Source organism: Acinetobacter sp. 766875 (genome assembly GCF_000582055.1).
In the GTDB taxonomy this organism is placed as follows: domain Bacteria; phylum Pseudomonadota; class Gammaproteobacteria; order Pseudomonadales; family Moraxellaceae; genus Acinetobacter; species Acinetobacter nosocomialis.
Genome location: NZ_JEXX01000016.1, coordinates 56,180 through 81,138 on the forward strand (window position 1 = coordinate 56,180; position 24,959 = coordinate 81,138).

General features: G+C 37.3%; 23 protein-coding genes and 2 pseudogenes. 14 read left to right on the forward strand and 11 right to left on the reverse strand.

The genetic code is table 11. The features are described from left to right. Positions 1 to 17: 17 nt before the first annotated feature. Genes J576_RS13500 through J576_RS13515 form a run of 4 tightly spaced genes read right to left on the reverse strand, consistent with a single transcriptional unit; the run spans position 18 to position 3,720 of the window. Positions 18 to 752: a proteasome-type protease gene (locus J576_RS13500; RefSeq protein ID WP_002049189.1), complete on the reverse strand. Its 735-nt coding sequence runs from the start codon at positions 750 to 752 to the stop codon at positions 18 to 20. A gap of 16 nt (positions 753 to 768) precedes the next feature. Next, entirely contained in the window at positions 769 to 1,548 is a 780-nt protein-coding gene (locus J576_RS13505; RefSeq protein ID WP_002049307.1) for a transglutaminase family protein, read from the reverse strand. 2 nt (positions 1,549 to 1,550) lie between these two features. Further along, complete coding sequence (locus J576_RS13510) at positions 1,551 to 2,147, reverse strand: alpha-E domain-containing protein (RefSeq protein ID WP_002049176.1); 597 nt, start codon at positions 2,145 to 2,147, stop codon at positions 1,551 to 1,553. 22 nt (positions 2,148 to 2,169) lie between these two features. After that, complete coding sequence (locus J576_RS13515; protein WP_033855631.1) at positions 2,170 to 3,720, reverse strand: circularly permuted type 2 ATP-grasp protein; 1,551 nt, start codon at positions 3,718 to 3,720, stop codon at positions 2,170 to 2,172. Positions 3,721 to 3,945: 225 nt separating this feature from the next. On the opposite strand from J576_RS13515, the gene J576_RS20340 reads away from it, so the two are divergent. After that, positions 3,946 to 4,953, forward strand: a complete 1,008-nt coding sequence (locus J576_RS20340) for a helix-turn-helix transcriptional regulator (RefSeq protein ID WP_031983318.1) — start codon at positions 3,946 to 3,948, stop codon at positions 4,951 to 4,953. A gap of 33 nt (positions 4,954 to 4,986) precedes the next feature. Here J576_RS20340 and J576_RS20215 read toward each other — a convergent pair whose 3' ends face one another. Together J576_RS20215 and mnmG are read right to left on the reverse strand one after the other, a co-directional pair. Next, positions 4,987 to 5,136: a hypothetical protein gene (locus J576_RS20215; protein WP_002049353.1), complete on the reverse strand. Its 150-nt coding sequence runs from the start codon at positions 5,134 to 5,136 to the stop codon at positions 4,987 to 4,989. Between the two features lie 199 nt (positions 5,137 to 5,335). Next, complete coding sequence (gene mnmG / locus J576_RS13525) at positions 5,336 to 7,216, reverse strand: tRNA uridine-5-carboxymethylaminomethyl(34) synthesis enzyme MnmG (RefSeq protein ID WP_002049310.1); 1,881 nt, start codon at positions 7,214 to 7,216, stop codon at positions 5,336 to 5,338. Between the two features lie 232 nt (positions 7,217 to 7,448). Between mnmG and J576_RS13530 the strand changes: the two genes are divergently transcribed. The 11 genes from J576_RS13530 (at position 7,449) to J576_RS13585 (ending at position 17,982) form a co-directional block, all read left to right on the forward strand. Further along, positions 7,449 to 7,751: a hypothetical protein gene (locus J576_RS13530; protein ID WP_002049150.1), complete on the forward strand. Its 303-nt coding sequence runs from the start codon at positions 7,449 to 7,451 to the stop codon at positions 7,749 to 7,751. Positions 7,752 to 7,906: 155 nt separating this feature from the next. Further along, a complete protein-coding gene (gene prmA, locus J576_RS13535; protein ID WP_002049320.1) occupies positions 7,907 to 8,812 on the forward strand; it encodes a 50S ribosomal protein L11 methyltransferase in 906 nt (301 codons plus the stop codon). A gap of 13 nt (positions 8,813 to 8,825) precedes the next feature. Then, positions 8,826 to 9,668 carry a zinc-ribbon and DUF3426 domain-containing protein gene (locus J576_RS13540; RefSeq protein ID WP_002049309.1) on the forward strand — a complete coding sequence of 281 codons (843 nt, stop codon included), beginning with the start codon at positions 8,826 to 8,828 and terminating at the stop codon, positions 9,666 to 9,668. Positions 9,669 to 10,044: 376 nt separating this feature from the next. After that, on the forward strand, positions 10,045 to 10,314 hold the full coding sequence (gene fis / locus J576_RS13545) for a DNA-binding transcriptional regulator Fis (RefSeq protein WP_001086304.1): 270 nt from the start codon (positions 10,045 to 10,047) through the stop codon (positions 10,312 to 10,314). A gap of 88 nt (positions 10,315 to 10,402) precedes the next feature. Then, on the forward strand, positions 10,403 to 11,977 hold the full coding sequence (gene purH, locus J576_RS13550; protein WP_002049272.1) for a bifunctional phosphoribosylaminoimidazolecarboxamide formyltransferase/IMP cyclohydrolase: 1,575 nt from the start codon (positions 10,403 to 10,405) through the stop codon (positions 11,975 to 11,977). Positions 11,978 to 12,102: 125 nt separating this feature from the next. Then, positions 12,103 to 13,389: a phosphoribosylamine--glycine ligase gene (gene purD / locus J576_RS13555; RefSeq protein WP_002049217.1), complete on the forward strand. Its 1,287-nt coding sequence runs from the start codon at positions 12,103 to 12,105 to the stop codon at positions 13,387 to 13,389. A 474-nt stretch (positions 13,390 to 13,863) separates the two neighbouring features. Continuing rightward, the gene (locus J576_RS13565) at positions 13,864 to 14,736 is read left to right on the forward strand and encodes a MetQ/NlpA family ABC transporter substrate-binding protein (protein ID WP_002049318.1); all 873 of its coding nucleotides are present in this window, start codon (positions 13,864 to 13,866) and stop codon (positions 14,734 to 14,736) included. A gap of 75 nt (positions 14,737 to 14,811) precedes the next feature. After that, positions 14,812 to 15,837, forward strand: a complete 1,026-nt coding sequence (locus J576_RS13570; protein WP_002049347.1) for a methionine ABC transporter ATP-binding protein — start codon at positions 14,812 to 14,814, stop codon at positions 15,835 to 15,837. Continuing rightward, positions 15,834 to 16,529 carry a methionine ABC transporter permease gene (locus J576_RS13575; RefSeq protein ID WP_002049205.1) on the forward strand — a complete coding sequence of 232 codons (696 nt, stop codon included), beginning with the start codon at positions 15,834 to 15,836 and terminating at the stop codon, positions 16,527 to 16,529. The genes J576_RS13570 and J576_RS13575 overlap by 4 nt, the downstream gene beginning before the upstream one ends. Before the next feature lie 162 nt (positions 16,530 to 16,691). Next, a complete protein-coding gene (gene gloB, locus J576_RS13580) occupies positions 16,692 to 17,423 on the forward strand; it encodes a hydroxyacylglutathione hydrolase (RefSeq protein ID WP_002049279.1) in 732 nt (243 codons plus the stop codon). A 355-nt stretch (positions 17,424 to 17,778) separates the two neighbouring features. Next, entirely contained in the window at positions 17,779 to 17,982 is a 204-nt protein-coding gene (locus J576_RS13585; RefSeq protein WP_000758190.1) for a hypothetical protein, read from the forward strand. A gap of 243 nt (positions 17,983 to 18,225) precedes the next feature. On the opposite strand, the gene J576_RS13590 is transcribed toward J576_RS13585, so the two are convergent. Together J576_RS13590 and J576_RS13595 are read right to left on the reverse strand one after the other, a co-directional pair. Then, the gene (locus J576_RS13590) at positions 18,226 to 19,524 is read right to left on the reverse strand and encodes a dicarboxylate/amino acid:cation symporter (RefSeq protein WP_002049225.1); all 1,299 of its coding nucleotides are present in this window, start codon (positions 19,522 to 19,524) and stop codon (positions 18,226 to 18,228) included. 480 nt (positions 19,525 to 20,004) lie between these two features. Beyond that, on the reverse strand, positions 20,005 to 20,562 hold the full coding sequence (locus J576_RS13595; RefSeq protein ID WP_002049198.1) for a TetR/AcrR family transcriptional regulator: 558 nt from the start codon (positions 20,560 to 20,562) through the stop codon (positions 20,005 to 20,007). 137 nt (positions 20,563 to 20,699) lie between these two features. On the opposite strand from J576_RS13595, the gene J576_RS13600 reads away from it, so the two are divergent. Continuing rightward, positions 20,700 to 21,902, forward strand: a complete 1,203-nt coding sequence (locus J576_RS13600) for an MFS transporter (RefSeq protein ID WP_004708026.1) — start codon at positions 20,700 to 20,702, stop codon at positions 21,900 to 21,902. 38 nt (positions 21,903 to 21,940) lie between these two features. Here the strand turns inward: J576_RS13600 and J576_RS13605 are convergent, their stop codons facing one another. Together J576_RS13605 and J576_RS13610 are read right to left on the reverse strand one after the other, a co-directional pair. Beyond that, entirely contained in the window at positions 21,941 to 22,390 is a 450-nt protein-coding gene (locus tag J576_RS13605) for a GNAT family N-acetyltransferase (RefSeq protein WP_002049215.1), read from the reverse strand. Between the two features lie 27 nt (positions 22,391 to 22,417). After that, positions 22,418 to 23,791: a PQQ-dependent sugar dehydrogenase gene (locus J576_RS13610; RefSeq protein WP_002049095.1), complete on the reverse strand. Its 1,374-nt coding sequence runs from the start codon at positions 23,789 to 23,791 to the stop codon at positions 22,418 to 22,420. 350 nt (positions 23,792 to 24,141) lie between these two features. On the opposite strand from J576_RS13610, the pseudogene J576_RS13615 reads away from it, so the two are divergent. Continuing rightward, positions 24,142 to 24,498, forward strand: a pseudogene (locus J576_RS13615) (drug/metabolite transporter permease); the annotation flags it as partial. A gap of 19 nt (positions 24,499 to 24,517) precedes the next feature. Here the strand turns inward: J576_RS13615 and J576_RS19815 are convergent. Continuing rightward, positions 24,518 to 24,959 (reverse strand): annotated as a pseudogene (locus tag J576_RS19815) (IS5-like element ISAba27 family transposase); the annotation flags it as partial.

Consider the following 24,959-nt stretch of genomic DNA (forward strand, 5'->3'; position numbering starts at 1 on the left):
TTTATTTGAAATACCTTTTAACGCCAATAATCATCTGTAGGTTTAGGCATTTCCTGTAAACCACGACGTAAAGTATCCGACCACTGACGACTAATTTGTGAAAAATATGGATCATCTTCACTAATTCGTTTACCCATAGGAATCACAAAACTATCTCTGCTATAGACCAAGGCATCTAATGGTAAACCTACCGACACATTAGAACGCAGTGTTGAGTCAAACGAGATTAAACTACAGCGTAGAGCATCATCTAACGGCATTGCATAATATAAAGCACGATCTAAAATAGGTTTACCATATTTACTTTCACCAATTTGAAAGTAAGGCGTGTCGGTTGTAGCACAAATAAAATTACCTTGCGGATAAACATTATAAAGCTGCATATCACCGCCTTTAATTTGTCCACCCACCAAAATACTACAAGCATAATTCATTTGTTCTTGAGTATCTGAGCTAATATCTTCTAAAACATTTTTTAAAGTTTTACCGACTAAATCAGCCACTTCAAACATTGTATTAATACTATATAAATTAGGCTCTTGCTGCAAAGTAAGCGCATTTTGCAAATGCCCGATAACCGCTTGTGTCGTTGCTAAATTACCTGCTGTTTGCAAGGCAATAAAACGCTCTCCCGTTACACCGAAAGTATGAAGCTTACGAAATACAGAAATATGATCGACCCCTGCATTAGTTCGAGTGTCACTTATAAACACCAAACCCTGTTCTAATCTCAGCGCACAACAATAGGTCATTTCGTTCTCTTTACATTCAACAAGCCAACACTTGAACCACAGACATCATATTTTCAATACCACCCTGTTCTCGCACACCTCTAATTGGGGCAACATCAAGATAGTCCCGTCCAACTGCGAGATAAATATGATGCTTTGGCGTAAACAATTGATTGCTTACATCAAAACAATACCACTGATTATCTAAAAATACCTCCGCCCAAGCGTGACTGGCAAGGTGCGGATAATTTTGATCAAATAAATAACCAGAGACATAACGTGCTGGTAATTGTAACGCACGACACATGGCGATTAAAACATGTGCATGATCTTGACATACTCCTTGAGCTGCATGAAAGGCTTGCGTGGCAGTCGTATGAACAGATGTACTATCTGGTTGATATGGCATCTTTTGCAGAATATTCTCACTGAGCAAAGCAATGTGTTGTCGATCTTTGACGGTTACAATTTTCTGGGCAAAATCCAACATTTCAGAATCATATTGAGTGGCCGCTGTACTTTGAAGAAATATTTTTGATGGTATAGGTACATCTACTCCACCTATCTCTGTATTTAAAAGCTCAACAATACCCTGCGCCATAAAAGTAAGATGTTGGTATTCATAACGCTGCGTAGCGGTTAACCAAATATTATTAAAAATATCTCTTTTGAGTGTCTTATCACCTGGCACACTGATTGCCCAATTCACAACATGTTGATGCAGCGATGTTTGAGGCATCATCTTAATATACTGAATACTGTTTTTAGCAGTTTCAGTATATTTATAATGCGTTTGATGATTAATCATCAATTTCATAATCATGCCTCGAACATATATTCCAGCTGCTGAGTAAAATTATAATAAGCATCCCAAGACGGATGATCTTTTAATAATTGCCAAGATTGATTTAGCTTCTCCCATCCTAAGTCATTCAGCTGTTGAAGCAATTTTTCTAGCTCCTGTAAAAGTCCCGTAAGGTCTTGCTGAAAACGTAGTTGTATATCTAATTGCTCTACTTTCTTTCCTAAATTCAGAAATAAGGCTATATCTTCATTTTCAGAATCAAGTATTTGATTACATTGAGCTAAAGCTTTATTTAATGAATCAGGATGAGCTTGAAGTGACTTAATCGCATGATTCAGTTCGGCATAAGCGCTAGAAGATAGTATCCCTCTTAATTCTTGAATATTATCTTTAGCAATCATGAACTGGTTCAGTAATGAATATGTTTGTTTCGTATCCAACATATAGCAGTTCAGTAATTCTGCTTGCTCAATGACCAGTCCAAATGCCGCTGCAAATTGAGTTGCTTTTTCATCATCGGTAAATGGTAAATGTGATACAGCAAATTTAATCCGCATTAAATAACGGCCCAACCAATAAATGTGGTGTGCACTCGAATTGAGTAAAACCATAAATTTCCTCTTTAACCGACTATTAGGAATGTAGCGTTTCAACGACCCATGTATCTTTAATGCCTCCTCCTTGGGAGGAATTTACGACTAAAGATCCTGCTTGCATGGCCACTCGTGTTAAGCCTCCCGGTACAATTTCAGTGCGATATGGGGAACTCAATACAAACGGACGTAAGTCGATGTGGCGCTCAGCCACTCCTGATGTCGTTAAAGTCGGTGCAACAGATAAAGCTAATGTTGGCTGTGCAATATATTCATGCGGTGTAGCAATCAATTTTTTTCTAAATTCATCAATTTCACATGAACTCGCCTTAGGACCAATTAACATGCCATAACCACCAGATCCTTGAGCTTCCTTAATCACTAATTGATCTAGATGAGACAATACATAGTCTAAATGTTCTTTTTCGCGGCATTGATAAGTAGGGACATTCTTCAGAATTGGTGTTTCACCTAAATAATATTGAATCATCTGATCAACATACGGATAAATCGATTTATCATCGGCTACACCAGTACCAGGTGCATTTGCAATCACTACATTTTTTTGTAAATAAGCGGACATAAGACCTGCTACCCCTAGGGCACTATCAGGTCTAAAGGCAAGCGGATCTAAAAAATCATCATCTAACCGACGATAAATCACATCAACCTTTTGACGTCCACGAATTGTTTTTACAAAAACTTGATCATTTTCTACAAATAAATCTCGGTTAGTAACCAGTGGCACATCCATTTCACGCGCCAAAAAGGCATGTTCGTAATAAGCACTATTAAAACGCCCTGGTGTTAAAACTACGATAAAAGGACAATCAACCTCTGAGTTTTCTTGAAGTATTTCTTTTAATAAGCTTGGGTAATGTTCAATGCCTTGCAAATTATTTGCAGCACAAAGTTCAGGCATGAGTTGCTGACTAATATTTCTACATTCAATCATATAAGAGACGCCAGAAGGTGTTCTTAAATTATCTTCTAGTACAAAAAATTCACCTTCGCCATCTCGTATAATATCTATACCGCTAATTTGAGAATAAATTTTACCTTTAAGCTTATGCTTGAGCATGTGTGGCTGAAAAGCCTCATGACAAATAATATGATTTTCTGGAATTAACTGTTCCTTTAAAATATGTTGTCCATGATAAATATCATCTAAAAAATAGTTTAAAGCTTTAACTCGCTGTGCACATCCAGCTGCTATTTTCTCCCACTGTTTTTTTTCAATTACTCTCGGGATTAAATCAAAAGGGATGGTTCGCTCTGCACCCTCTTTATCGCCGTAAACATTAAATGTAATACCGTGATAGAGAAAATGTTGTTTGGCCTCCGCATTTAACTGCTTAAGCTCATCTAAAGTTCGAATGCTCAACCATTGCTCAATTTTTTTAGAAGCAGCACCGTTAAATGTCACATCGTCTAGCATTTCGTTAAAAAACTGCGATTTTAGTTGTTCAAATAAGTTCGTTTGTACCGAAAGATTGTCCATAAACGAAGTCTGGTTAAGTAATGCGGTGGTCGCCTGCTCTTGTAAAAAATAATCAATATCGGCTTGTAGGTCTTTCTCTTGTTCTGACATAGCAACCTCGTCTTATCATTTATCTATATTTCATTTTTAAATAAGCAATTTCAGTGCCACTTATATATCTATAATGCTTATTGGCTTTCGTTGTTATAACTTTCTTTTAAATTTTAGCATTGATTGTAAAAGGTGCCATAAACCGAATCTGACAAACTTGCTAAATGTGTAAAGTTTTTTTATTGTGTTGACACCAAAGCAATTGGATATAGATGTATTACGCTTATGTCTGTAATAGAAAAAGAAACTTCAAATAGTTTATATCGCCAGTGGCAGATTCTATCTCGCCTTCCTACCGGTAAATGGATCGGGACTCGAGAATTGCAAGAAATGCTTGAGCGTGAAGGTATCGAAATCAGTTTAAGGACAATTCAGCGTGATTTAAATCAAATTGCTCAGCGTTTTCCAATTGAAAGTAATAAAGCTGTGCCTCAAGGCTGGCGGTGGCAATCAGATGCACCAATTCAAAGCTTACCGCATATGACAAGCTCTCAAGCAGTAACCTTTATGATGGTTGAAGAACATCTCAAACATTTGCTCCCACCAAGTCTACTTGATGAGATGGGTCCTTGGTTTGACTTAGCAAAACGTAGTCTGTCTACACAAAATAATGTAAGACAATGGATTAATCGTGTCCGTATTGTGCCAGCAAGCCAACCACTGATTCCACCTGTAGTCGACCGTGCTGCTCAACAAGCAATTTACGAAGGCTTACTGCAAGACAAACAAATTGAGTGTGTTTATCAAGCCCGTGTAAATCAAGGCGAAGATAAAACTTATATTTTAAATCCGCTTGCATTGGTCCAAAAAGGTGCTGTTATTTATTTAATTTGCCCCCGCCATGATAAAACCGAAGTACAAACCTTTGCCCTACACCGCTTCAAATCCGCTAAGGTTTTAGAAAGTCGTGCGCTCCATCCCGTTAATTTTGATATTGATCACTATATTGACTCGGGTGCTTTAGGTTTCAGGGTAGACTACAACCAACCTACTGAATTGATACAGCTCACCTTAACCATGACTGAACAAACTGCCAAAACTTTTTATGAAAGTCAGTTAAGTAAAGATCAGACAATTACTCCAATTGAAGAAAACATTGTCGAAGTTACGGCGACTGTTCCTTTTACATCTCAACTCGTCTGGTGGTTACGAAGTTTCGGTAAAAAGTTGCTCCATATTGAACCAGTTCAAGTACACAATGCAGTACGAGAAATTGAACCTGATAACAAATGACTAGATATAAAAAAGAGAACCGTCAGGTTCTCTTTAGATTTTGAATAATAATTTTCTTAATTTTATATTGGTATTTATAGTTTTATTTATTTTCAGATCATTCTGTTCTCCTCCACCAAAATGATCTGCTTCTTCTTTTGCGCTATGTTGAACATGAGCATTGGCATGCCAAATCATATCCATTATAGCGAATTGATTTCATTGTCATGTTTAAAGCCCTCTTGTTTGAACGTGAATTCAATATAACGTTCGTTTTAAAACATGTGAAATAAGAAAAAAAGGAAGTGAAATCTATTTTCTTCCTTAGGAAGTTTCCATATATTTTTTGATCAGAAAATAAAAAAGCCCAGTCTTAACTGGGCTTTTTTCATTACTTAAATGATTAAGCTGTTTTTTTGATCATGTTATTTTTACGAATCGTGATCATTACAAGTTGAACAGCAGCTGGGGTAACACCAGGAATACGACTTGCTTGAGCCAATGTTTCCGGACGCACAGTTTTTAACTTCTGAGTAATTTCACGAGATAAACCTGAAACAACATCATAATCAAAATCGGCAGGAATCTTGGTTTCTTCAAGACGCTTTAACTGAGCTACATCTTCATGCTGACGGTTAATATAACCTTCATATTTAACCGCGATCTCGATTTGCTCACCCACTTGTTCTGAAACTTCTGAACCCGTAAGTTCTGCGATTTGAGCAAAACTAATATTAGGACGTTTGAGTAAATCAATCGCACTACATTCTTTACTCAAGTCAGCACCAGTCATTTCGACAAACTTTTTACCCATGGGGTTATTAGGCGCTGCCCACAAATGCTGTAGTCGAGATGTTTCACGTTCAACTGCTTCCATTTTTTCACAATAAGCAGCCCAACGAACATCATCAACTAAACCAAGCTCACGACCAATAGTTGTTAAACGTTGATCGGCATTATCTTCACGCAACATCAAACGATATTCCGCACGTGAAGTGAACATGCGGTATGGTTCTTTCGTACCCAAAGTAATCAAATCGTCAACCAATACACCCATATAAGCTTGGTCACGTTTCGGTGTCCATTCTTCTTGCTCCCACGCACGGCGAGCAGCATTTAGACCTGCAAGTAAACCTTGGGCACCAGCTTCTTCATAACCGGTAGTACCATTAATTTGACCAGCAAAATACAAGCCGTTAATAGCTTTGGTTTCAAGGGTAAATTTCAATGCTTGCGGATTAAAATAATCATATTCAATTGCGTAGCCCGGACGCAAAATGTGGGCATTTTCCATACCACGAATTGAGCGTACAAGTTCAAACTGAACATCAAATGGTAATGAAGTCGAAATACCATTTGGATAAAGCTCATGTGTATCAAGACCTTCTGGCTCTAAAAACACCTGATGTGAGTCTTTATCAGAAAAACGATGAATTTTGTCTTCAATTGATGGGCAGTAACGTGGACCTACACCCTCAATAACCCCGGTATACATTGGTGAACGATCTAAACCACCACGGATAATGTCATGGGTTTTTTCATTGGTATGTGTGATATAGCAGTTCACTTGTTCAGGATGCATTGAAGCATCCCCCATAAATGACATCACTGGAGATGGGAAGTCACCTGGTTGTGGTGTCATAACAGAGAAGTCAACTGAACGGGCATCAATACGCGGTGGAGTACCTGTTTTTAAACGACCTACTGGTAGTTTTAATTCACGAAGACGCTGAGCAAGAGCAATAGAAGGAGGATCTCCTGCACGACCACCGCTTGATTTTTCTAAACCAACGTGAATAACACCACCCAAGAATGTACCTGTAGTCAACACAACAGTTTTTGCGTCGAAGCGAATACCCATTTGGGTCACAACACCTTTAACGGTATCGCCTTCCACAATCAGGTCATCAGCCGCTTGTTGGAAAATATCAAGATTTGCTTGGTTTTCTAATGTCTCGCGAATAGCAGCTTTATAACGAACACGGTCTGCCTGAGCACGTGTTGCACGCACTGCGGCACCTTTACGCGAGTTTAAAATACGGAATTGAATACCGCCTTTATCGGCAGCTAATGCCATTGCACCACCAAGTGCATCAATTTCACGTACTAAGTGTGATTTACCAATACCACCAATTGCTGGGTTACAGCTCATCTGACCCAAAGTCTCAATGTTATGGGTCAAAAGCAAAGTCTGTCGTCCCATACGCGCCGCAGCAAGTGCCGCTTCCGTACCTGCGTGACCGCCACCGATAACGATAACATCATAAACTTTAGGATAGTGCATGAGTACAAAAACACCAGAAAAAAAAGACGGAACATTATAGCAAAATTATCTGCTTATTGATGTACATAATTACAAAATTGTCATCACATGATTTACGCTACACCACATGTTTTGACATTTTGTTTCAGGAATTCAATACAAAGTGAATGTTTTTAAAAATTTTTCATTCTAGAATAAAAAACGTACAGCACTTCTACGACTTTAAAATTAACGCAACGAGAAGGAACACAAAATGAAAACGACCATGTTAAAAATCTTAACTGCATCTCTCCTTTGTTTTTCAGGCGTAACGTTGACCCACGCTGCGACTAATCATAATGCCAAATCGACTCATACTACTAAATCGAGTCATACTGCTAAAACAAGCAAGCATGCTGCAGAGTCAGGTACATCAGTAACGCAAAAAGAACTGAGAGCTTGTGCTAAAAAACGTCAGGGTGATTGGGTTTCTTACAGCCATAATGGTGCAACCTTCAATGGTACTTGCCAACCAAACGAAAATGGCAAACTACAATTTAAGGCCCCTGCTCCCTAATATAGTTTGAATCTAAGGTATAGAAAAAAGTTTTAATTTTTCTATAACACAGCGAAATTTTCAAAAAGCGGTCCATTAAAGATGGGCCGTTTTCTTTTTTAAACCATTGTAGTCGGCTACAATACACCTTTAAATAAAATTTTTAGGTCCTTTTCGTGAAGTGGTTACAAATACACATTACCGTTGATCAAGAACAAGTTGAATTCACAGAAACACTTTTAATGTCTCTAGGTGCGGTAAGCGTAACGCTGGATGATGCTGAAGATCAGGCTTTGCTTGAACCATTACCAGGCGAAACACCTTTATGGAATAAAGTTATTGTTACAGGTATTTATCAACAAGACGAACAAGACCCAATTGATGTTGACACTTTAGAAGCTTTCTTAAAAGCTCAACTTCCAGATGTACCTATGCGTCATGAAGAACTTGAAGACCAAGTTTGGGAACGTGCATGGATGGATTATTATGAACCGATTCAAATTGGGGAAAAATTCTGGATCGTACCTGAGTGGTTAGAACCACCAGAAGCAGATGCGACTAATATTAAACTTGATCCAGGCCTTGCTTTTGGTACAGGTAACCATGCAAGTACATTCTTATGTTTACAATGGTTAGGTAAAACCGATGTAAAAGATAAAATCGTTATTGATTATGGTTGTGGTTCAGGCATTTTAGGCGTTGCAGCTTTATTATTAGGTGCTAAAAAAGTCTATGCGACAGATATTGACCCTCAAGCTGTTCTTGCGACAAAACAAAATGCAGAACTCAATGGGGTTTTAGACCGCCTATATGTGGGTCTCCCTGAAGAGTTCGATCAAGAATTCAAACCTCAACAGGCAGACGTTTTAGTTGCAAATATTTTAGCAGGACCGCTCATGGCACTTGCGCCAGAGTTTGCACAATTATTGAAATCTGATGGCAAGTTCGCACTTGCTGGTGTAATTGAAGAGCAAGTAGCTGATGTTTCAGGTGTTTATTCTGAATTTTTTGATATATTAGATGTCGAAAAGCGCGAAGAAAACTGGTGCCGCATTTCAGGAAAACGTAAAACAATAAATTGAGATTATTTAACTCATGAATGAAAAACAAACCCGCTGCCCTAAGTGTTTAACAGTTTATAAAGTTTCTCTTACCCAGTTAACTGTTGCTCAGGGTATGGTTTGTTGCCCTAAATGTAATTTAAATTTTAATGCTCTTACCAACTTGGTTAACATTGAGCTCCCAGAAGCAACAAACTCATCTGTTTTAGCTGACGGCTCGATTCAAACACGATATATGACACATTCTCATGTGTTAGATATCTTTGATCAGAAAGTTGAAAACTCTAATATTGATCTTTTGACATATTTAAATAATTTAAATTACTTCCACAACGAGCCCATCAATGCTCTTCCCAACCTCAACTTAGCTGAACAAGCAACTTCACCCGAACAGGATAATGGTAAAAAGCATAGCTGGTTGTACTATACACTTTGGAGTTCTGCGAATCTGATTCTGATTTTAGTTTTTACTTTTCAGATTCTCTGGTTCAACCCAAAACTTATGCAGCAAAGCCCTGCTATTAGCCATGCATTTAATTATGTCTGTCAAATACTGCACTGCAGTAAGTCAGCTGAACAATATCAACTTCTTTATATAGAAAAGGTAAAGCTACGTAGAATAGATATAGAACATACTCGATTTTCTGGGGTTCTAGTCAATCAAAATAATAAAAGTATTGAGTTACCAAACCTAAAATTAAGTTTTGGTCAAGAAGGCAATCAAGAAGAGATCATTTTTACTCCTCAACAATACTTGGTTGAAAATTTACGAGGCATTCAACGTATCCCAACTAATACACCGTTTAAATTTCAATTTGATTTAAATAAAAGCAAAAAAAGCCTAGTAAATTATCGATTAGAAATTGTCCACCCCTAATTTGTAAAAAAAGTGAAAAAAAAATAAAAAAAAATGCAGTTAATTTGCTCACTTTTTCCTAGACAATGGTATGATACGCGCCACGAAAGCTTTGACTCATATACTCCTCGCTCTCAATTCAAAAAATATACTGTTAAGCATGTGTGCTTTTCTAAATTAAGCGCATAGCCTAACTTTTTTTGTTTTTGAGGGGGCTGTAACAAATATTTAACTATTGTTACGCTTATTTTTTACTCAATACGAAGATTTATGGCAAGCTAATTGTTCTTATGTTTTAGAGTCACTGTTTTAGGATCTAAAACAGGACTCCGTATTTTTAGACCACATTTATATACTACTTTACCCAAGCTAGTATTTGATTTTCGGATTAACTCGCATGAATAGCAAATCTCCTATTTTTACTGCACAATCTGATGTTGCTCTTCGCATCCACGTGGATCGCGCAGTTCGTCATTATTTTGCACAATTGCAAGGTGAGCAACCATCTCAGGTATATGACATGGTGCTAGCAGAAATGGAGAAACCTCTTTTATCTGTAGTTCTTGAATATACTCGTGGCAACCAAACACGTGCCGCAGAGATTCTTGGACTAAACCGCGGCACTTTACGCAAAAAGTTAAAAGCTCACGGTTTAATGAGTGAATAAATGATAAAATGCTCACGACGTCGTGGGCATTTTTTTATGCTTCTAATTGGTTTTAATCCGTAGACTTGAAATTGTTGACTTGAACATCATGACTATTAAACGTGCTTTGATTTCTGTATCAGACAAAACAGGAATTGTCGAATTTGCTCAAAACCTTGCGGCTTTAGGGGTAGAATTATTATCTACAGGCGGCACATACAAGTTGCTTAAAGATAATAACATTGCTGTTGTTGAAGTATCTGAACATACTGGTTTCCCAGAAATGATGGATGGCCGTGTAAAAACACTACATCCAAAAATTCATGGCGGCATTTTAGCTCGTCGTGGTCTAGACGAAGCAGTTATGCAAGAACACAACATTGATCCAATCGATCTAGTTGTTGTCAACCTTTATCCATTTGCAGCTACAGTTGCTAAACCTAACTGCTCACTTGCTGATGCTATCGAAAATATCGACATCGGTGGTCCGACAATGGTACGTGCTGCTGCTAAGAACCATGCCTCTGTAGGTATTGTTGTAAATACTTCAGATTACGATACAGTGATTAGCGAATTAAAAGCTACAGGTTCACTTTCTTATGAAACACGCTTCGATTTAGCGGTTAAAGCATTTGAACATACAGCTCAATACGACGGTATGATCGCTTCTTACTTAGGCGCTCGCGTTGGTAAGACCGAAGGTGAAGCTGATTTATTCCCTCGTACGTTCAACACTCAATTAAATAAAGCACAAGATTTACGTTACGGTGAAAACCCACATCAATCTGCTGCTTTCTATGTTGAAGCAAACGCAAAAGAAGCTTCTGTTTCTACAGCAAAACAATTACAAGGCAAAGAATTGTCTTATAACAATATTGCTGACACAGATGCTGCACTTGAATGTGTTAAATCATTTGCTAAACCAGCTTGTGTCATAGTAAAACATGCTAACCCTTGTGGAGTTGCGGTTTCTTTAGACGGCATTAAAGCTGCTTATGATTTAGCTTATGCAACAGATCCAGAATCTGCTTTCGGTGGCATTATTGCATTTAACCGTGAGTTAGATGTTGCAACTGCTCAAGCAATTGTTGACCGTCAATTCGTTGAAGTTATTATTGCTCCAAGCATTGCTGATGGCGTACTTGAGGTAACTGGTGCGAAGAAAAATGTTCGTGTTTTAGTATGTGGCGAATTACCTGCAATTGATGCACGTGCTCCGCAACTTGACTATAAACGCGTTAACGGTGGCTTACTTGTTCAAGACCAAGACTTGGGCATGATCACTAAAGATGATCTTAAAGTAGTTACTAAACGTGTTCCTACTGAACAAGAAATTGATGACCTTATTTTCGCATGGAAAGTTGCGAAATATGTAAAATCAAACGCTATTGTTTATGCAAAAAACCGTCAAACTATTGGTGTAGGCGCGGGTCAAATGAGCCGTGTTAATTCAGCACGTATTGCTGCAATTAAAGCAGAACATGCTGGTTTAGTTGTTGAAGGCGCTGTTATGGCATCTGATGCATTCTTCCCGTTCCGTGACGGTATTGATAATGCAGCTAAAGCTGGCATTAAATGTATCATTCAACCGGGTGGTTCTATGCGTGATGAAGAAGTCATTGCTGCAGCTGATGAAGCTGGTATTGCAATGGTCTTCACTGGTATGCGCCATTTCCGCCACTAATTTAAATTTAGTCCTCCCTAACCCTCCTTTTATTCAGGAGGGTTTTCCACAATAATGGAACTATCTCTCCACTTCGAGAAATAGAGGGGGATGAAAAAGGATTAAAGTTAAGGAACAAATTAAAAATGAATATTTTAGTTTTAGGTAGTGGTGGTCGTGAGCATGCTTTAGCATGGAAAATCGCGCAAGATACCAAAGTTACTCAAGTTTTTGTTGCGCCTGGTAATGCCGGAACGGCAACAGAAGCAAAATGCGTTAACGTCCAACTTGATATTTTGGACAACCCTGCAATTATTGCTTTTGCTAAAGAAAATAATGTTGAGCTGATTGTTGTTGGTCCAGAAGCACCATTAGTAAATGGTGTAGTAGATGCTGCACGTGAAGCTGGTTTAAAAATTTGGGGTCCTACTCAATATGCAGCGCAGCTTGAAGGCTCAAAAGCGTTTGCTAAACATTTTTTAAAACGCCATAACATTCCAACTGCTTTTTACGAAGTATTTACTGAAGTTGATGCAGCGAAAGCTTACGTTGAAAAAAATGGCGCACCAATTGTAATTAAAGCTGACGGTCTAGCGGCAGGGAAAGGTGTCATCGTTGCAATGACCAACGAAGAAGCTTTTGCAGCAATTGATGACATGCTTGCAGGCAACAAATTTGGTGATGCAGGTTCACGTGTTGTAATTGAACAATTCCTCGCTGGTGAAGAAGCTTCTTTCATTTGTATGATTGATGGTAAAAATATTTTACCAATGGCAACTTCACAAGATCACAAACGTATTTTTGAAGGCGACCAAGGACCAAACACTGGCGGTATGGGTGCCTACTCTCCTGCTCCAGTTGTAACTCCAGACGTATTTGAACGTGTGATGACTGAAATTATGCGTCCAACTGTTGATGGTATGGCTGCTGACGGTCATGTTTACACTGGTTTCTTGTATGCTGGTTTAATGATTGATGAACAAGGTCAACCACGCGTAATCGAATTTAACTGCCGTTTCGGTGATCCTGAAACTCAACCAATCATGATGCGCTTAAAGTCATCTCTTGTTGATTTGGTTGAAGCAGGTATCGCGGGTAACTTACCAAGCGAAGCAGAGTGGGATGAGCGTAAGTCAATCGGTATTGTACTTGCAGCAGAAGGCTACCCAGACAGCGTGCGTAAAGGCGATGTGATTTCAGGTATTGGTCAATCACCAGAAGATACTAAAATCTTCCATGCAGGTACTGCTACTCGTGAAGATGGCCACATTGTGACTTCTGGCGGACGTGTGCTTTGCGTAACTGCTCTAGGTGACAGCGTTCTTGAAGCACAAATTAATGCTTTAGAAGTTTGTGGACAAGTGACCTTCACAGGTATGCAATACCGCAGCGACATCGGTTACCGTGCTATTGCTCGTGAAAAAGCTGAGTAAAAGTTAAAAAATGAAAAGACTCCCTAATTAGGGAGTTTTTCATTTCGTACCTACTATAAGAAAAATACATAAATTTTATGAGATTTCTTAAGATATCAACAAATAGAAAAAAGTCCTCTATATCAATCACATTTTTATTGTTATCATTAGCGCAACGTTGTGACTGTCAACAAACACTGCTGTTTTAATAATTTCCATAGAGACTTGCTCTACAAATTATGCCTGTAGAGAGTTTTTTAATGTTCTAGATTTATGAACGCTCGTTTGACTACCGTTGGGGATTAACTGTTTGGGCAAACAGTTTTTGTTTATTAAACAATTACCCTTTGGAATAGCCAAAATATGCAAGCAAATTATGGAACCCCAGAAAAAGATAACAGAGTTTAGACTAGTTGTAATTCCAACTCCTCCCTTTTCATGTGGATATAGAGCAATAAATATTGTTCTGTATCTTCTCAATCAGGACTTTTTTAAATGAAAAAGCTGATCAGTCTTTTTTTAAGTATGTCAGTAGTATTATTGACAGCATGTGGTAAACAAGAAAGTGCTCCACAATCCGAACAAAACAATGATAGTTCTAAAGTACAAAAGGTAGTGATTGCCTCTACAGGTTCGGATGCTGATATTTGGCGTTATATTGCAACTCTACCTGAAACTCAAGCTGCTGGTTTGAAGTTAGAAGTGAAAAACTTCACAGACTACGTTTCAATGAATACAGCGATTGCAAATAAAGAAGTAGATTTGAACGCGTTCCAGTCTTATTCTTATCTTGTTGCATTTAATAACTCAAACCCAGATAAGATTGCGGCAGTTTCTACCACTTATCTTGAGCCAATGGGTATTTATTCAAGTAAATACAAAAAAGTTGAAGAGCTTCCAGAAGGTGCAATTATTGCAATCCCAAATGATGCTGCCAACGAAGCCCGTGCTTTACTGCTATTACAAACTGCTGGCTTAATCAAACTTAAAGCTGACTTTAACCCTGCTCAAGGTAGTCCAATTGATGTTATCGAAAATCCTAAAAAGATCGATATCAAACCAATTCAAATGGCTACTGCAATGCGTCTTAAAGACGAAGTTGATGCCGTTGCATTAGGTAACACCTTAGCAATGGAAGGTGGTTTAAACGTCCTCAAAGATTCTATTTTCTTTGAACCTGTTGACCAAAGTACAAAACTCAATGTTAACGTTTTAGCAACTGCTGAATCACGTAAAAATGATCCTGTTCTGCAAAAAGTTGGTAAGCTTTACCACACTCCAGCTGTTAAAAAATACGTTGAAGAACACTTTGGTGGAACAAAAGTTGACGTAGATCAACCAATCAGCTATCTCTCAGAAGCTAAATAGTAATATAATAGCCCCAACGTGAAACAGGCAAATTCTCTTTGCCTGTTTTTTCTTTCCAGCATAGTTTCTGACGATATGATTCAATTTAAAAACATTTCAAAGCACTATCAGCTCAAAAGCCAAACCATACGCGCACTTGATCAAATCAATTTAGAGATTCCAGAGGGCAGTATTTTCGGCATCATTGGCTATAGTGGTGCAGGTAAAAGTACCTTAATTCGCCTGATTAATTTACTTGAACGACCAAACGAAGGTCAGGTTATCATTAATCAAAAGGACTTCACTGCTTTGGATGCGCGTTCATTACGTCAGGAGCGTGCAAATATTGGTATGATTTTTCAGCATTTTAATTTGCTTCAAACCAAAACCGTTGCTGAAAATATTGAAATGCCAATGCGTCTGCTAAATTACAAAAAGGCAGAACGAGAAAAGCGCTTAAATGAGTTATTAGATTTTATTGATCTTAAGCATAAAAAAGATGCTTATCCAGATGAGTTGTCTGGCGGTCAAAAGCAACGTGTCGGTATTGCGCGTGCTTTAGCAAACCATCCTAAAATTTTATTATGTGATGAAGCCACATCTGCCCTAGATCCTCAAACTACTCAATCTGTTCTAGAGCTTTTAAAGAAAATCAATCAAGAACAGAAAATTACCATCGTCATGGTTACTCATGAAATGGATGTAATTGAATCCATTTGTGACCATGTTGCTGTTATGGAAGCTGGTAAAGTGATTGAGCAAGGCTCAACTATTGATATCTTTAGCAATCCTCAGCATCCAACGACTAAAAACTTTATACAAACTGTTTTACATCAGCAGTTGCCAGTTAATATTCTAAATCAACTAGAAAATCAGCATCACCATAGTATCTACTGCTTACAATTTTTAGGCCGTTCCGCTCAAGAACCTGTGATTCAGTCACTTATTAAACAATTTGATATTAGTTTAAATATCTTGTTTGCCAATATGACTGAAATTAATGGCACAGTGATTGGTCAAATGTTTGTACAGCTTTTAGGTGATCCACAGTTGATTCGTCAAGCGATCGAGTTTTTAGAGAAAAATGAAGTAAGTGTAGTTCAGTCAGGAGATCAAGTATGAGAGATTTAATCGTACAGTGGTTAACTCAACTGACTCAACCTTTCTGGCATAGCTCTCTTTCTATGGACCAGTTCGTAACTGCGTTACAAGAAACCTTTCACATGGTGTTCTTTGCGCTTTTATTTGGTGGTATTTGGGGCTTCATTCAAGGGATTATCCTGCTTGTAACTCGCCCAGAAGGTATCTTGCCAAATAAATTCATTTATCATTTACTCAACCCAATTGTGAATGCTCTGCGTTCGCTCCCATTTATTATTTTGCTTATTGCAGTTATTCCTCTCACCAAGTTCTTGGTAGGTACATCAATTGGTACTTGGGCAGCAATCGTTCCTTTAACAATTTATGTTGGACCATATATGGGACGGCTCATTGAAACTTCCCTACTTGAAGTAAATGAAGGAATTATCGAATCTGCTCAAGCAATGGGTGCAACACCTTGGCAGATTATTTCACGCTTTATTTTACCTGAAGCTCGCAGTTCTCTTATTTTGAACTTAACAACTGCTACAATTAGCCTTATCGGCGCGACTGCTATGGCTGGGGCGGTTGGTGCTGGGGGTATTGGTGACTTAGCAATTTCTTATGGTTATCAACGTTTTGATACAAGCGTCGTAATTTTAACAGTGATTATCCTCTTGCTCTTAGTACAGATTGTACAGACTTTGGGCAACTGGCTCTCTAAGATACGTTAAATCATTTATATACAAATCAAAGCTCCCTAAACGGGAGCTTTTTTTGTTTTTAGAAGTTTCTGTCACCAAACAGTTGAGTACGTGGCTTAATAGCATTTTCTGTTATCATCAGAATTAGCGATTAATCATTTACTCTTTGGATTTAGTTTCAGGATAAAAACAATGCGTTATAGAATTCATTTTATTGATGTGCAAAATGCCCTACAAAACTATATCTGGATTTTAGAAGATACTGAAACTCATGAAGCTGTTGCAGTTGATCCAACAGAGGCTGAGTTAGTCACTCAATTTTGTGATGAGCATCATTTAACTTTAAAGCAAATTTGGCTTACACATTGGCATAAAGATCATATTGGTGGCGTTGCAGATTTAATGGCAAATTCCACTCTAGCTGTATATGGTCCAAGAGACGAATTAAGTAAAATTCCTGGTATTACCCATCCTCTTCAACATGATGACCATCTAAAGTTTAATGATTTAAAAGCAGAGATTATTGCAACACCTGGTCATACCTTAGGACACATTGTTTATTTTATTGAAGAGTTGAATACGCTCTTTTGTGGAGATACTTTGTTTGCAATGGGATGTGGCCGACTATTTGAAGGTACGGCAGAACAGATGTATCACTCATTAAATCGTCTTGCTGCCCTTCCAACCACAACCAGAGTCTATTGCACACATGAATATACGCTTTCTAATGCTGAGTTTGCTTTAAGCGTAGAACCTGAAAATCATGCCTTACAAGAACGTGCAGAACAAGTTCGTAAGCTTCGCACGGAAGGTAAAATTACCCTACCAAGTAGTATTGAACTTGAGTTGGCAACCAATCCATTTTTACGTGCTGAAAGTGTAGATGAGTTCGCTCAATTACGTAGTTTAAAAGATAATTTCTAATTTTTTGGCTTTATATAAAGATACAGTTTAATTTTAAGAACTGTATCTTTTTGAATAAGGCGTGTTTCATGAAATTATTTTTTACATTTATTGATTTTAAATTAATTTGTTTTGATTAAAATTTACTCTAATTCTAATATTTTAAAATAATTATAAAAATTAAATAGTTAAATTTTATTAGTGATAAAAATGATTACACAAAAACTGAATAAATTCATAAAATGAAGAAGATTGGTTTATCTCTATTACTTTTTTTACAAGTTGCAAAATAAAACAAAGTTTTCCCCCTTTAAAAAATCTTAGTAAATCCCTATTAATAAATAAGGTGTAAGACACGGATAGAAGGAGTTCTCACGTGAAAAAGGTTGTTAAAGCTAAAAATTTAATTGCGTTCCGTATTTGGTTAGAAAAATTAGGATATTCGGTTAAAAATCTTGCCGATGGAAAAGGGTTCACTTTCAGTTTTAAAAAAGAGTATGGTTTAGTCACTTGTGATTTGGCTGGTAATGCCTTAGCGATGCAATTAGGTGAAGAGTTTGAGGATCATTTAAAAGCATAAGCTTGAACTATTCTTGCACATACTATTTATAGTATAGGCACCTCAAAAGTTCTGCTTTCAAAGTAGATCTATATGAGAGTTTGTGAGAAATTTTATACTGACCTCCCATAATTAAGCATTTACATAGAAGATAGTTTTTTTAAATTAAATTTTCGACTAAATAAAATAAAACCTGTAGCATGGCGCCTCTCCCAAATTGCCAATTGCTACAGGTTTTTTATTTCGAATTAAAAAATGAATTAATTAATTCGTTTTAGATTTTCCTAATGCTTTATCTAGAACGTCCTTGTCCAGAGCCTTGTCCCAACGAGCAACAACAATTGTTGCACATGCATTACCAATTAAATTAGTTAAAGCACGACACTCAGACATAAAACGGTCAATACCTAAAATCAGCGCCATACCTGCCACTGGTACAGATGGAACAACCGACAAAGTAGCGGCCAGTGTAATAAAGCCTGCGCCCGTTACCCCTGCTGCACCTTTTGAACTCACCATTGCCACTAAAAGTAATGCAAGCTGTTCACTAATGGATAAATCTACATTACATGCTTGTGCAATAAATAAAGCAGCCATGGTCATATAAATATTAGTACCATCAAGGTTAAATGAGTAACCTGTAGGAATGACTAAGCCCACTACAGATTTTTCGCAACCTGCTTTTTGCATTTTATCCATGAGGGAAGGTAAAGCAGCTTCAGATGAACTTGTACCTAAAACCAACCAAAGCTCGTCTTTGATATAACGAATCAAAGCAATAATTGAGAAGCCGTTATAGCGTGCCACAGCACCTAGAACAATTAATACAAACAGCACAGCTGTAATATAGAAAGTCATAATCAACAGTAATAGATTACCAATTGATTCGATCCCATATGCGCCGATAGTAAATGCCATAGCCCCAAAAGCACCAATTGGCGCAAGTTTCATTAACATGCCAACCAAGTAGAAAACTGGAGCAGTAAGGTTATTTAGGAAATCAGTGATTGGACGCGCACGATCACCTAAAGCAGCTAAAGAAATACCAAATAACACCGCCACAAATAGAACCTGCAAGATTTCACCACCAGCAAGCGGGCTTACCAGTGTTTGCGGGATAATATTCATGAAGAAGTCAGTAATATTGGTAGCATGAGCCTTCTCAACGTAAGTATTTACTTTATCGCTGACTAAGGTCGCTGGATCAATATTTAGGCCTTTACCAGGTTGAATGATGTTTGCCACAATCATACCAACCACAAGTGCAAGACTTGAGAAAGTAATGAAATATAGCATAGCTTTACCAGTCACACGCCCAACTCGACTCATGTTCGTCATGCTGGCAATACCAGTAACCACGGTCAAAAAGATTACGGGAGCAATAATCATTTTAACGATCTTGATGAATGCATCACCAAGTGGTTTTAAGCTTTGTCCAAGTTCAGGGTAAAAATGACCTATTAAAACGCCTAAAATAATTGCAAAAATGACCTGTACATACAAAATTTGGTGAAACTTCTGTTTTTTCTGTACCGTTTCTTGGTCAAGGGTATTGAAATCCATTATCTAAATACCTGTTCGATGGGGATAAAAAAATAAAATATAAAGCGTGCACCACAAGCTGCTTTAAAGGAAGTGAAGCCATTGTAAAGAATAAAAAACACCCTGTGTCATAAATTTAAAAAATGTTAAATTCAAAAATCATGTATATTTTTGTATACAAAACAATTATTTTACGGCATTTTTAAAAAATTAAATTTCTTAAAAATAATTAAATTTCTCAATAACCTTATGTTTATTATAGAATTTAACTTATTTAAAACTTCCTTAAATGCTTTCAGTATTAATTTTATAATGAATAAAATTATCATTTCAAAAATAAATGATTAAAATAAATTCATATTTATTCTAAATTATGAGAATTTAATTTTTAAATAATAAGAAATATTGATATTTAATTGTTTAATAAAAACAAAAACCTATATGCTTAGGCTAATTAAATGAGCCATTTTTAACTAAAAAGACGAACATATTTCTATGATTTTAAATAAATAGTCGTTTTAAAAGACTACGTACGTAATCTAAATTTAATTCCTGATTAGTAAATAGAATCCGAAATAACATGGGTGCAATTACAGTTTCGATAATTTCTTGGTTCGGTATAGTGAACTCATTTCGTAATTTTGCACGATTTTGAATAATGTCGAGTTGCTGAATAATTAAACTTTCGCACATACGTGCATTAGAATCCGAATTTGATGTATACAGAACATCTCGTAATAAATCTTGTCCCACCTCGGAAGCATATTCTTCAAAATATTGCTCAACCCATGCTGTGATATCTTGTTTAAACGAACCTAAATCTTTGGGTTCCATATCAGGTTTAAGTTCATTTAAAGCTACATCTGAAAATAACTGATTGATGTCTCCCCATCGACGATAAATAGTTGAAGGTGTTACTCCCGCCTGTGAAGCGATCATTGGAATGGTAATCTGGCTTTGCTCGAAATCTTTTTGTAATTCTTTTACAGCATTATGTACCGCGGTTTGTATTCTTTCGCTACGGCCACCAGGGCGTAATCCAGTAACAACTTTTGCCATTTATAAACTCTGTAAAGGTCTCGAAAAATTTATAAATATTTATATCTATATACAAAATACACTAAAGCTAAGGATTTGCTTTAGTGTAAAAATAATGTATAAAAGCTAAATATTCGCTTTTATGTTATTCATGTTCTATGAACAATTCAAGTTCAAAACGGTCAAGAGCTGTTTTTCAATTAGATGCCGCGAGTGCTTTGACACTCAATACAATTACGCTCATGACATTTATGGCTGCATCTAGTGCACCAACCCCACTCTACCGCCTATACCAACAGCTCTGGCAATTTTCACCAGTCACACTGACTTTAATTTTTGCAACCTATGCTTTTACGCTACTTGGCTCATTACTCATTATTGGTTCTTTGTCAGACTATATTGGACGCCGCCCAGTCATTATTGCAGCTATTTCCCTGCAAATTATTTCAATGAGCTTTTTCTTATTTGCTTCAGATGTTTCAATGTTATTCATTGCACGAGGCCTACAAGGAATCGCAACAGGGCTTGCTGTTTCAGCTATAGGGGCAGCAATTTTAGATTTTAGTAAACTTCACGGCTCACTGATTAATAGTATTGCACCAATGATAGGCATGGCTGTTGGTATATTTCTGACTTGTTCTATTTTGCAATTCTCTGCCCATCCCTTACAGCTTGTTTTTGAGTTCTTATGTTTTCTTCTTATTTGTGAACTAATTTTAAGTTTTATTACTCCAGAAACCGCACAAAAAAGATCCGGGGCACTTGCTTCATTAAAACCCAATATGGCTATTCCTCCGCAAACAAAAAGCGCTTTATTGAGTATTAGCCCGATTAACATTGCACTTTGGATGGTCAGTGGTTTCTTCCTATCACTTATGCCATCTTTACTGGCAAAAATTTTCCACACGTCATCGGCATGGTTAAACGGGATTATGTTTATGGCGCTCGCCCTTTCCGGTGCGATAGGTATATTAACGCTTAGGAAGTCGACAAATTTCCGTATTTTATTAACCGGTACGCTCTCGATTGCTATCGGTGCTATTGTCTTATTCATAGCTATTAACCTAACCAATGCTGTAGTTCTATTTTTAGGTTCTATTATTACTGGAGTTGGTTTTGGTACGGCGTTTATGGGGGCCATTCGTAGTGTAATGCCATTGGCGCTTCCTGAAGAACGTGCGGGCCTTATGGCTGCTTTTTTTGTTGAAAGTTATTTGGCTTTTAGTATTCCTGCAATTTTAGCGGGGTATTTTGTAGGTAAAATTGGGCTGATGAGTACGGCAAATAGTTATATTGGTTTTATTATCTTATTGTCACTGGTTGCCCTTCTGATGATTATTAAAAATTTTAAAAATAAATAAGCCATAAAAAAATAGCCTCTAATGAGGCTATTTAAATTCTAGGTATCTGCTACATACATACGTACCATCTCGCCTTCCTCATCCTTTACCAACGTTAAAAACCGCCAACCACATTTTTCATAAAATTCGGTATGGTCCGTTATTAAATAAAGTGTTTGGATACCCTGATTACTCAAGTCTTCACGTACAAAATCTAAAATGTGTTTTGCAACGTTTTGGTTTCGATAGGTCTCTTCTACAAATAAAGCACATAAGTTTGGGGTTAAATCTTTACGCTCATGGAAGTCATTATCAATGACTCCCGCTCCAGCAATTAAATGCTTATTTTCATTTAAAACAATGTACCACTGTGGAATAGCATGCTTTTGATCAATGGAAATCTGGATACTCTCAAGATAGGCTTCCACAGGGATTTGCCACTTTTCAGAGAACCACTGTGCAGCCATTTCTTTGTATTGAGGATAATCAGATAACCGTAATATTTGCATAAAATAGGCCTATTCTGTCCAACCTTTTTAAGGTTGAATCACTGAACTACTAATGGTTTGCTGGGTTGGACTCTCATAAGTTATTTCAGCAACTGGTGAAACACGCCAAATCGTATTACCGACATCATCTGCAACTAACACAGCTCCTGAAAAATCAATTGCCACCCCAACTGGACGCCCATACGCTTTGCCTTTATCACTTAAAAATCCCGTCAAAATATCTTGCGGTGGACCAGAAGGCTGACCACTTCTAAATGGTACAAAAATAACTTTATAACCACTATGAGGCTTACGGTTCCATGAACCATGCTGACCGATGATCGCCCCACCTCTAAATTGTGGCATCAATTCAGCTGCATAAAATGCGAGACCTAAAGAAGCAGTATGGTTACCTAATGCATAGTCAGGTTTAATTGCCCGAGCCACCATTTCAGGATTTTGTGGTTTTACACGTACATCTACATGTTGACCATAGTAGCTATAAGGCCAGCCGTAAAAAGTGCCATCTTGAACTGAGGTCATATAGTCAGGTACTAGGTCACTACCAATTTCATCGCGCTCATTTACAACCGTCCAAAGTTTACCGCTTTGAGGTTGCCAAGCCATACCATTTGGATTACGCAGTCCAGTTGCAAATGGACGTGACTGACCGCTTGCGATGTCAAACTCCATAATTTGTGCGCGACCTTTTTCTTGATCTAAACCATTTTCAGCTACATTACTATTGGAGCCGACGGTAATGTAGAGCTTTGTCCCTTCACGATTGGCAATGACGTTTTTGGTCCAATGATGATTTAAAGGCCCCCCCGGTAAATCTAGTACTTTAGTACCACTGGCAGTAATTTTGGTTGCGCCTTCTTGGTAAGGGAAACGCATAAGTGAATCTGTATTGGCAACATACAAATAGTTCCCCACCAGTGCCATACCAAATGGTGAATTTAGATTTTGAAGAAATACGGTTTTCTGGTCAGCTATTCCATCTCCATTGGTATCACGAAGTAAAGTAATACGGTTAGCACTCGGATGAGATGATCCTGCTCGTCTCATCACGAAATTCATAATTTTACCTTTAATGCCTTTGCTGTCTTCCGGTTTAGGCGGAGCATCTGTTTCAGCGACCAATACATCACCATTCGGTAATACATAGAGCCAACGTGGATGTTCAAGTCCTTTAGCAAATGCTTTTACCTTTAAGCCTTCTGCCGGAGTTGGTGCAACACCACTAGGCCAGCCCTTCGCTGGTGCTATATTTACGGTTGGAATTAAGCTTGTTTTTGGTTCAGGTAACTTTGGTTCTGGACCGTAACTCTCGGTAATTGGATATTGAGAGGATGAAGCACATCCTGCAAGTACACATACAACGGTAGTACCTAAAGTCGGCAGTAAAAAACGTGTAAGCATCTTTTATCTCCATTTCTTATTTTTTCGCAATATGCACAGGGTAATGCTTTAGGAGAGAGACTTATAGTTTATTTATTTAACTGTGCTCGGCATTAACGGCTATATTTTTAAACTTTTAATACATAACTGGGTGTTTTCTAGACGTTTAGCATTACTTTAATGCTTAGCTATAAATTGATGCCTTAGATTTAGTTTAATTATCTAAAGTATTTATGTTTGCTGATAATCATTTATTAGGTAATTATCTATCCGTGCCTATTTTTTAATTAAAAATTCCTTTACCCTGACTTACTTTAATTATTTTAACTTTCACTGTAGCTCAGGTGTTCAACTAAGTTCATTTATTTCTTATGTCAAAAAATTTAGCAACATTGATTGGTTTAAGTGCCATCCTGATGTGGGCCTCTATGGTGGGTTTTGTAAAACATATTACGACCGTGATTGGACCAGATGTTGGCATTACACTGATCTATTCACTAAGTGCGTTGTTACTGCTTATTATTTTTAGAGTGCCAAACTTTAAGTTAATTTCTAAAAAATATTTAATTTTAGGTGCAATTTTATTTATCGCTTATGAACTCTGCTTTTCGTTTGCACTTGCCTATTCAAAGACAGCGCAACAAGCGATTGAAGTCAGCATTGTGAACTACCTTTGGCCAAGCTTGACTGTTTTAGCTTTTGTCATTTTTAAAGAGCTAAAATTTAATAGACCTCTTGCGAAAGTCGTTATTGCAAGTTCATCCGATTTACCAGTGCAGCGATTAAGTTAATGCGTAAACCGAATCTTTTCCGTCTATTTCGATAGCGTTCACTTAATATTCTAAATGTTTTCAATTGACTATTAATATGTTCGATCACAACTCGTATTTTTCCAATCATTTTATTGTACTTTTTCTCAACATCAAATAAGGGTAAATTCTTCTTTTTCTTTATTGGCATCAATAATTTAAAGCCATCTTGCTCTAATCCGTAGTACCCTAAATCGGTCATAACATATTTACAATGTTTGAATTTTTTAACCGTTCTTCTTGCCAATTTAATGTCATGCTGACTGCCATTCGATATATCTAGCCCTATGATTTGTTTGCTGTTCGGATGATAGATCACTTGTGCTTTTAGCGTATGTTTCTTCTTTTTACCACTGTAGAACTTACTCTGATTTTTTTTT

Excerpts from the sequence above, each read along its gene's own strand:
- J576_RS13500 (WP_002049189.1), bottom strand. The coding sequence starts at position 752 with ATGACCTATTGTTGTGCGCTGAGATTAGAACAGGGTTTGGTGTTTATA.
- J576_RS13505 (WP_002049307.1), bottom strand. The coding sequence starts at position 1,548 with ATGAAATTGATGATTAATCATCAAACGCATTATAAATATACTGAAACT.
- J576_RS13510 (WP_002049176.1), bottom strand. The coding sequence starts at position 2,147 with ATGGTTTTACTCAATTCGAGTGCACACCACATTTATTGGTTGGGCCGT.
- J576_RS13515 (WP_033855631.1), bottom strand. The coding sequence starts at position 3,720 with ATGTCAGAACAAGAGAAAGACCTACAAGCCGATATTGATTATTTTTTA.
- J576_RS20340 (WP_031983318.1), top strand. The coding sequence starts at position 3,946 with ATGTCTGTAATAGAAAAAGAAACTTCAAATAGTTTATATCGCCAGTGG.
- J576_RS20215 (WP_002049353.1), bottom strand. The coding sequence starts at position 5,136 with ATGGATATGATTTGGCATGCCAATGCTCATGTTCAACATAGCGCAAAA.
- mnmG (WP_002049310.1), bottom strand. The coding sequence starts at position 7,216 with ATGCACTATCCTAAAGTTTATGATGTTATCGTTATCGGTGGCGGTCAC.
- J576_RS13530 (WP_002049150.1), top strand. The coding sequence starts at position 7,449 with ATGAAAACGACCATGTTAAAAATCTTAACTGCATCTCTCCTTTGTTTT.
- J576_RS13540 (WP_002049309.1), top strand. The coding sequence starts at position 8,826 with ATGAATGAAAAACAAACCCGCTGCCCTAAGTGTTTAACAGTTTATAAA.
- fis (WP_001086304.1), top strand. The coding sequence starts at position 10,045 with ATGAATAGCAAATCTCCTATTTTTACTGCACAATCTGATGTTGCTCTT.
- purH (WP_002049272.1), top strand. The coding sequence starts at position 10,403 with ATGACTATTAAACGTGCTTTGATTTCTGTATCAGACAAAACAGGAATT.
- purD (WP_002049217.1), top strand. The coding sequence starts at position 12,103 with ATGAATATTTTAGTTTTAGGTAGTGGTGGTCGTGAGCATGCTTTAGCA.
- J576_RS13565 (WP_002049318.1), top strand. The coding sequence starts at position 13,864 with ATGAAAAAGCTGATCAGTCTTTTTTTAAGTATGTCAGTAGTATTATTG.
- J576_RS13570 (WP_002049347.1), top strand. The coding sequence starts at position 14,812 with ATGATTCAATTTAAAAACATTTCAAAGCACTATCAGCTCAAAAGCCAA.
- J576_RS13575 (WP_002049205.1), top strand. The coding sequence starts at position 15,834 with ATGAGAGATTTAATCGTACAGTGGTTAACTCAACTGACTCAACCTTTC.
- gloB (WP_002049279.1), top strand. The coding sequence starts at position 16,692 with ATGCGTTATAGAATTCATTTTATTGATGTGCAAAATGCCCTACAAAAC.
- J576_RS13590 (WP_002049225.1), bottom strand. The coding sequence starts at position 19,524 with ATGGATTTCAATACCCTTGACCAAGAAACGGTACAGAAAAAACAGAAG.
- J576_RS13595 (WP_002049198.1), bottom strand. The coding sequence starts at position 20,562 with ATGGCAAAAGTTGTTACTGGATTACGCCCTGGTGGCCGTAGCGAAAGA.
- J576_RS13600 (WP_004708026.1), top strand. The coding sequence starts at position 20,700 with ATGAACAATTCAAGTTCAAAACGGTCAAGAGCTGTTTTTCAATTAGAT.
- J576_RS13605 (WP_002049215.1), bottom strand. The coding sequence starts at position 22,390 with ATGCAAATATTACGGTTATCTGATTATCCTCAATACAAAGAAATGGCT.
- J576_RS13610 (WP_002049095.1), bottom strand. The coding sequence starts at position 23,791 with ATGCTTACACGTTTTTTACTGCCGACTTTAGGTACTACCGTTGTATGT.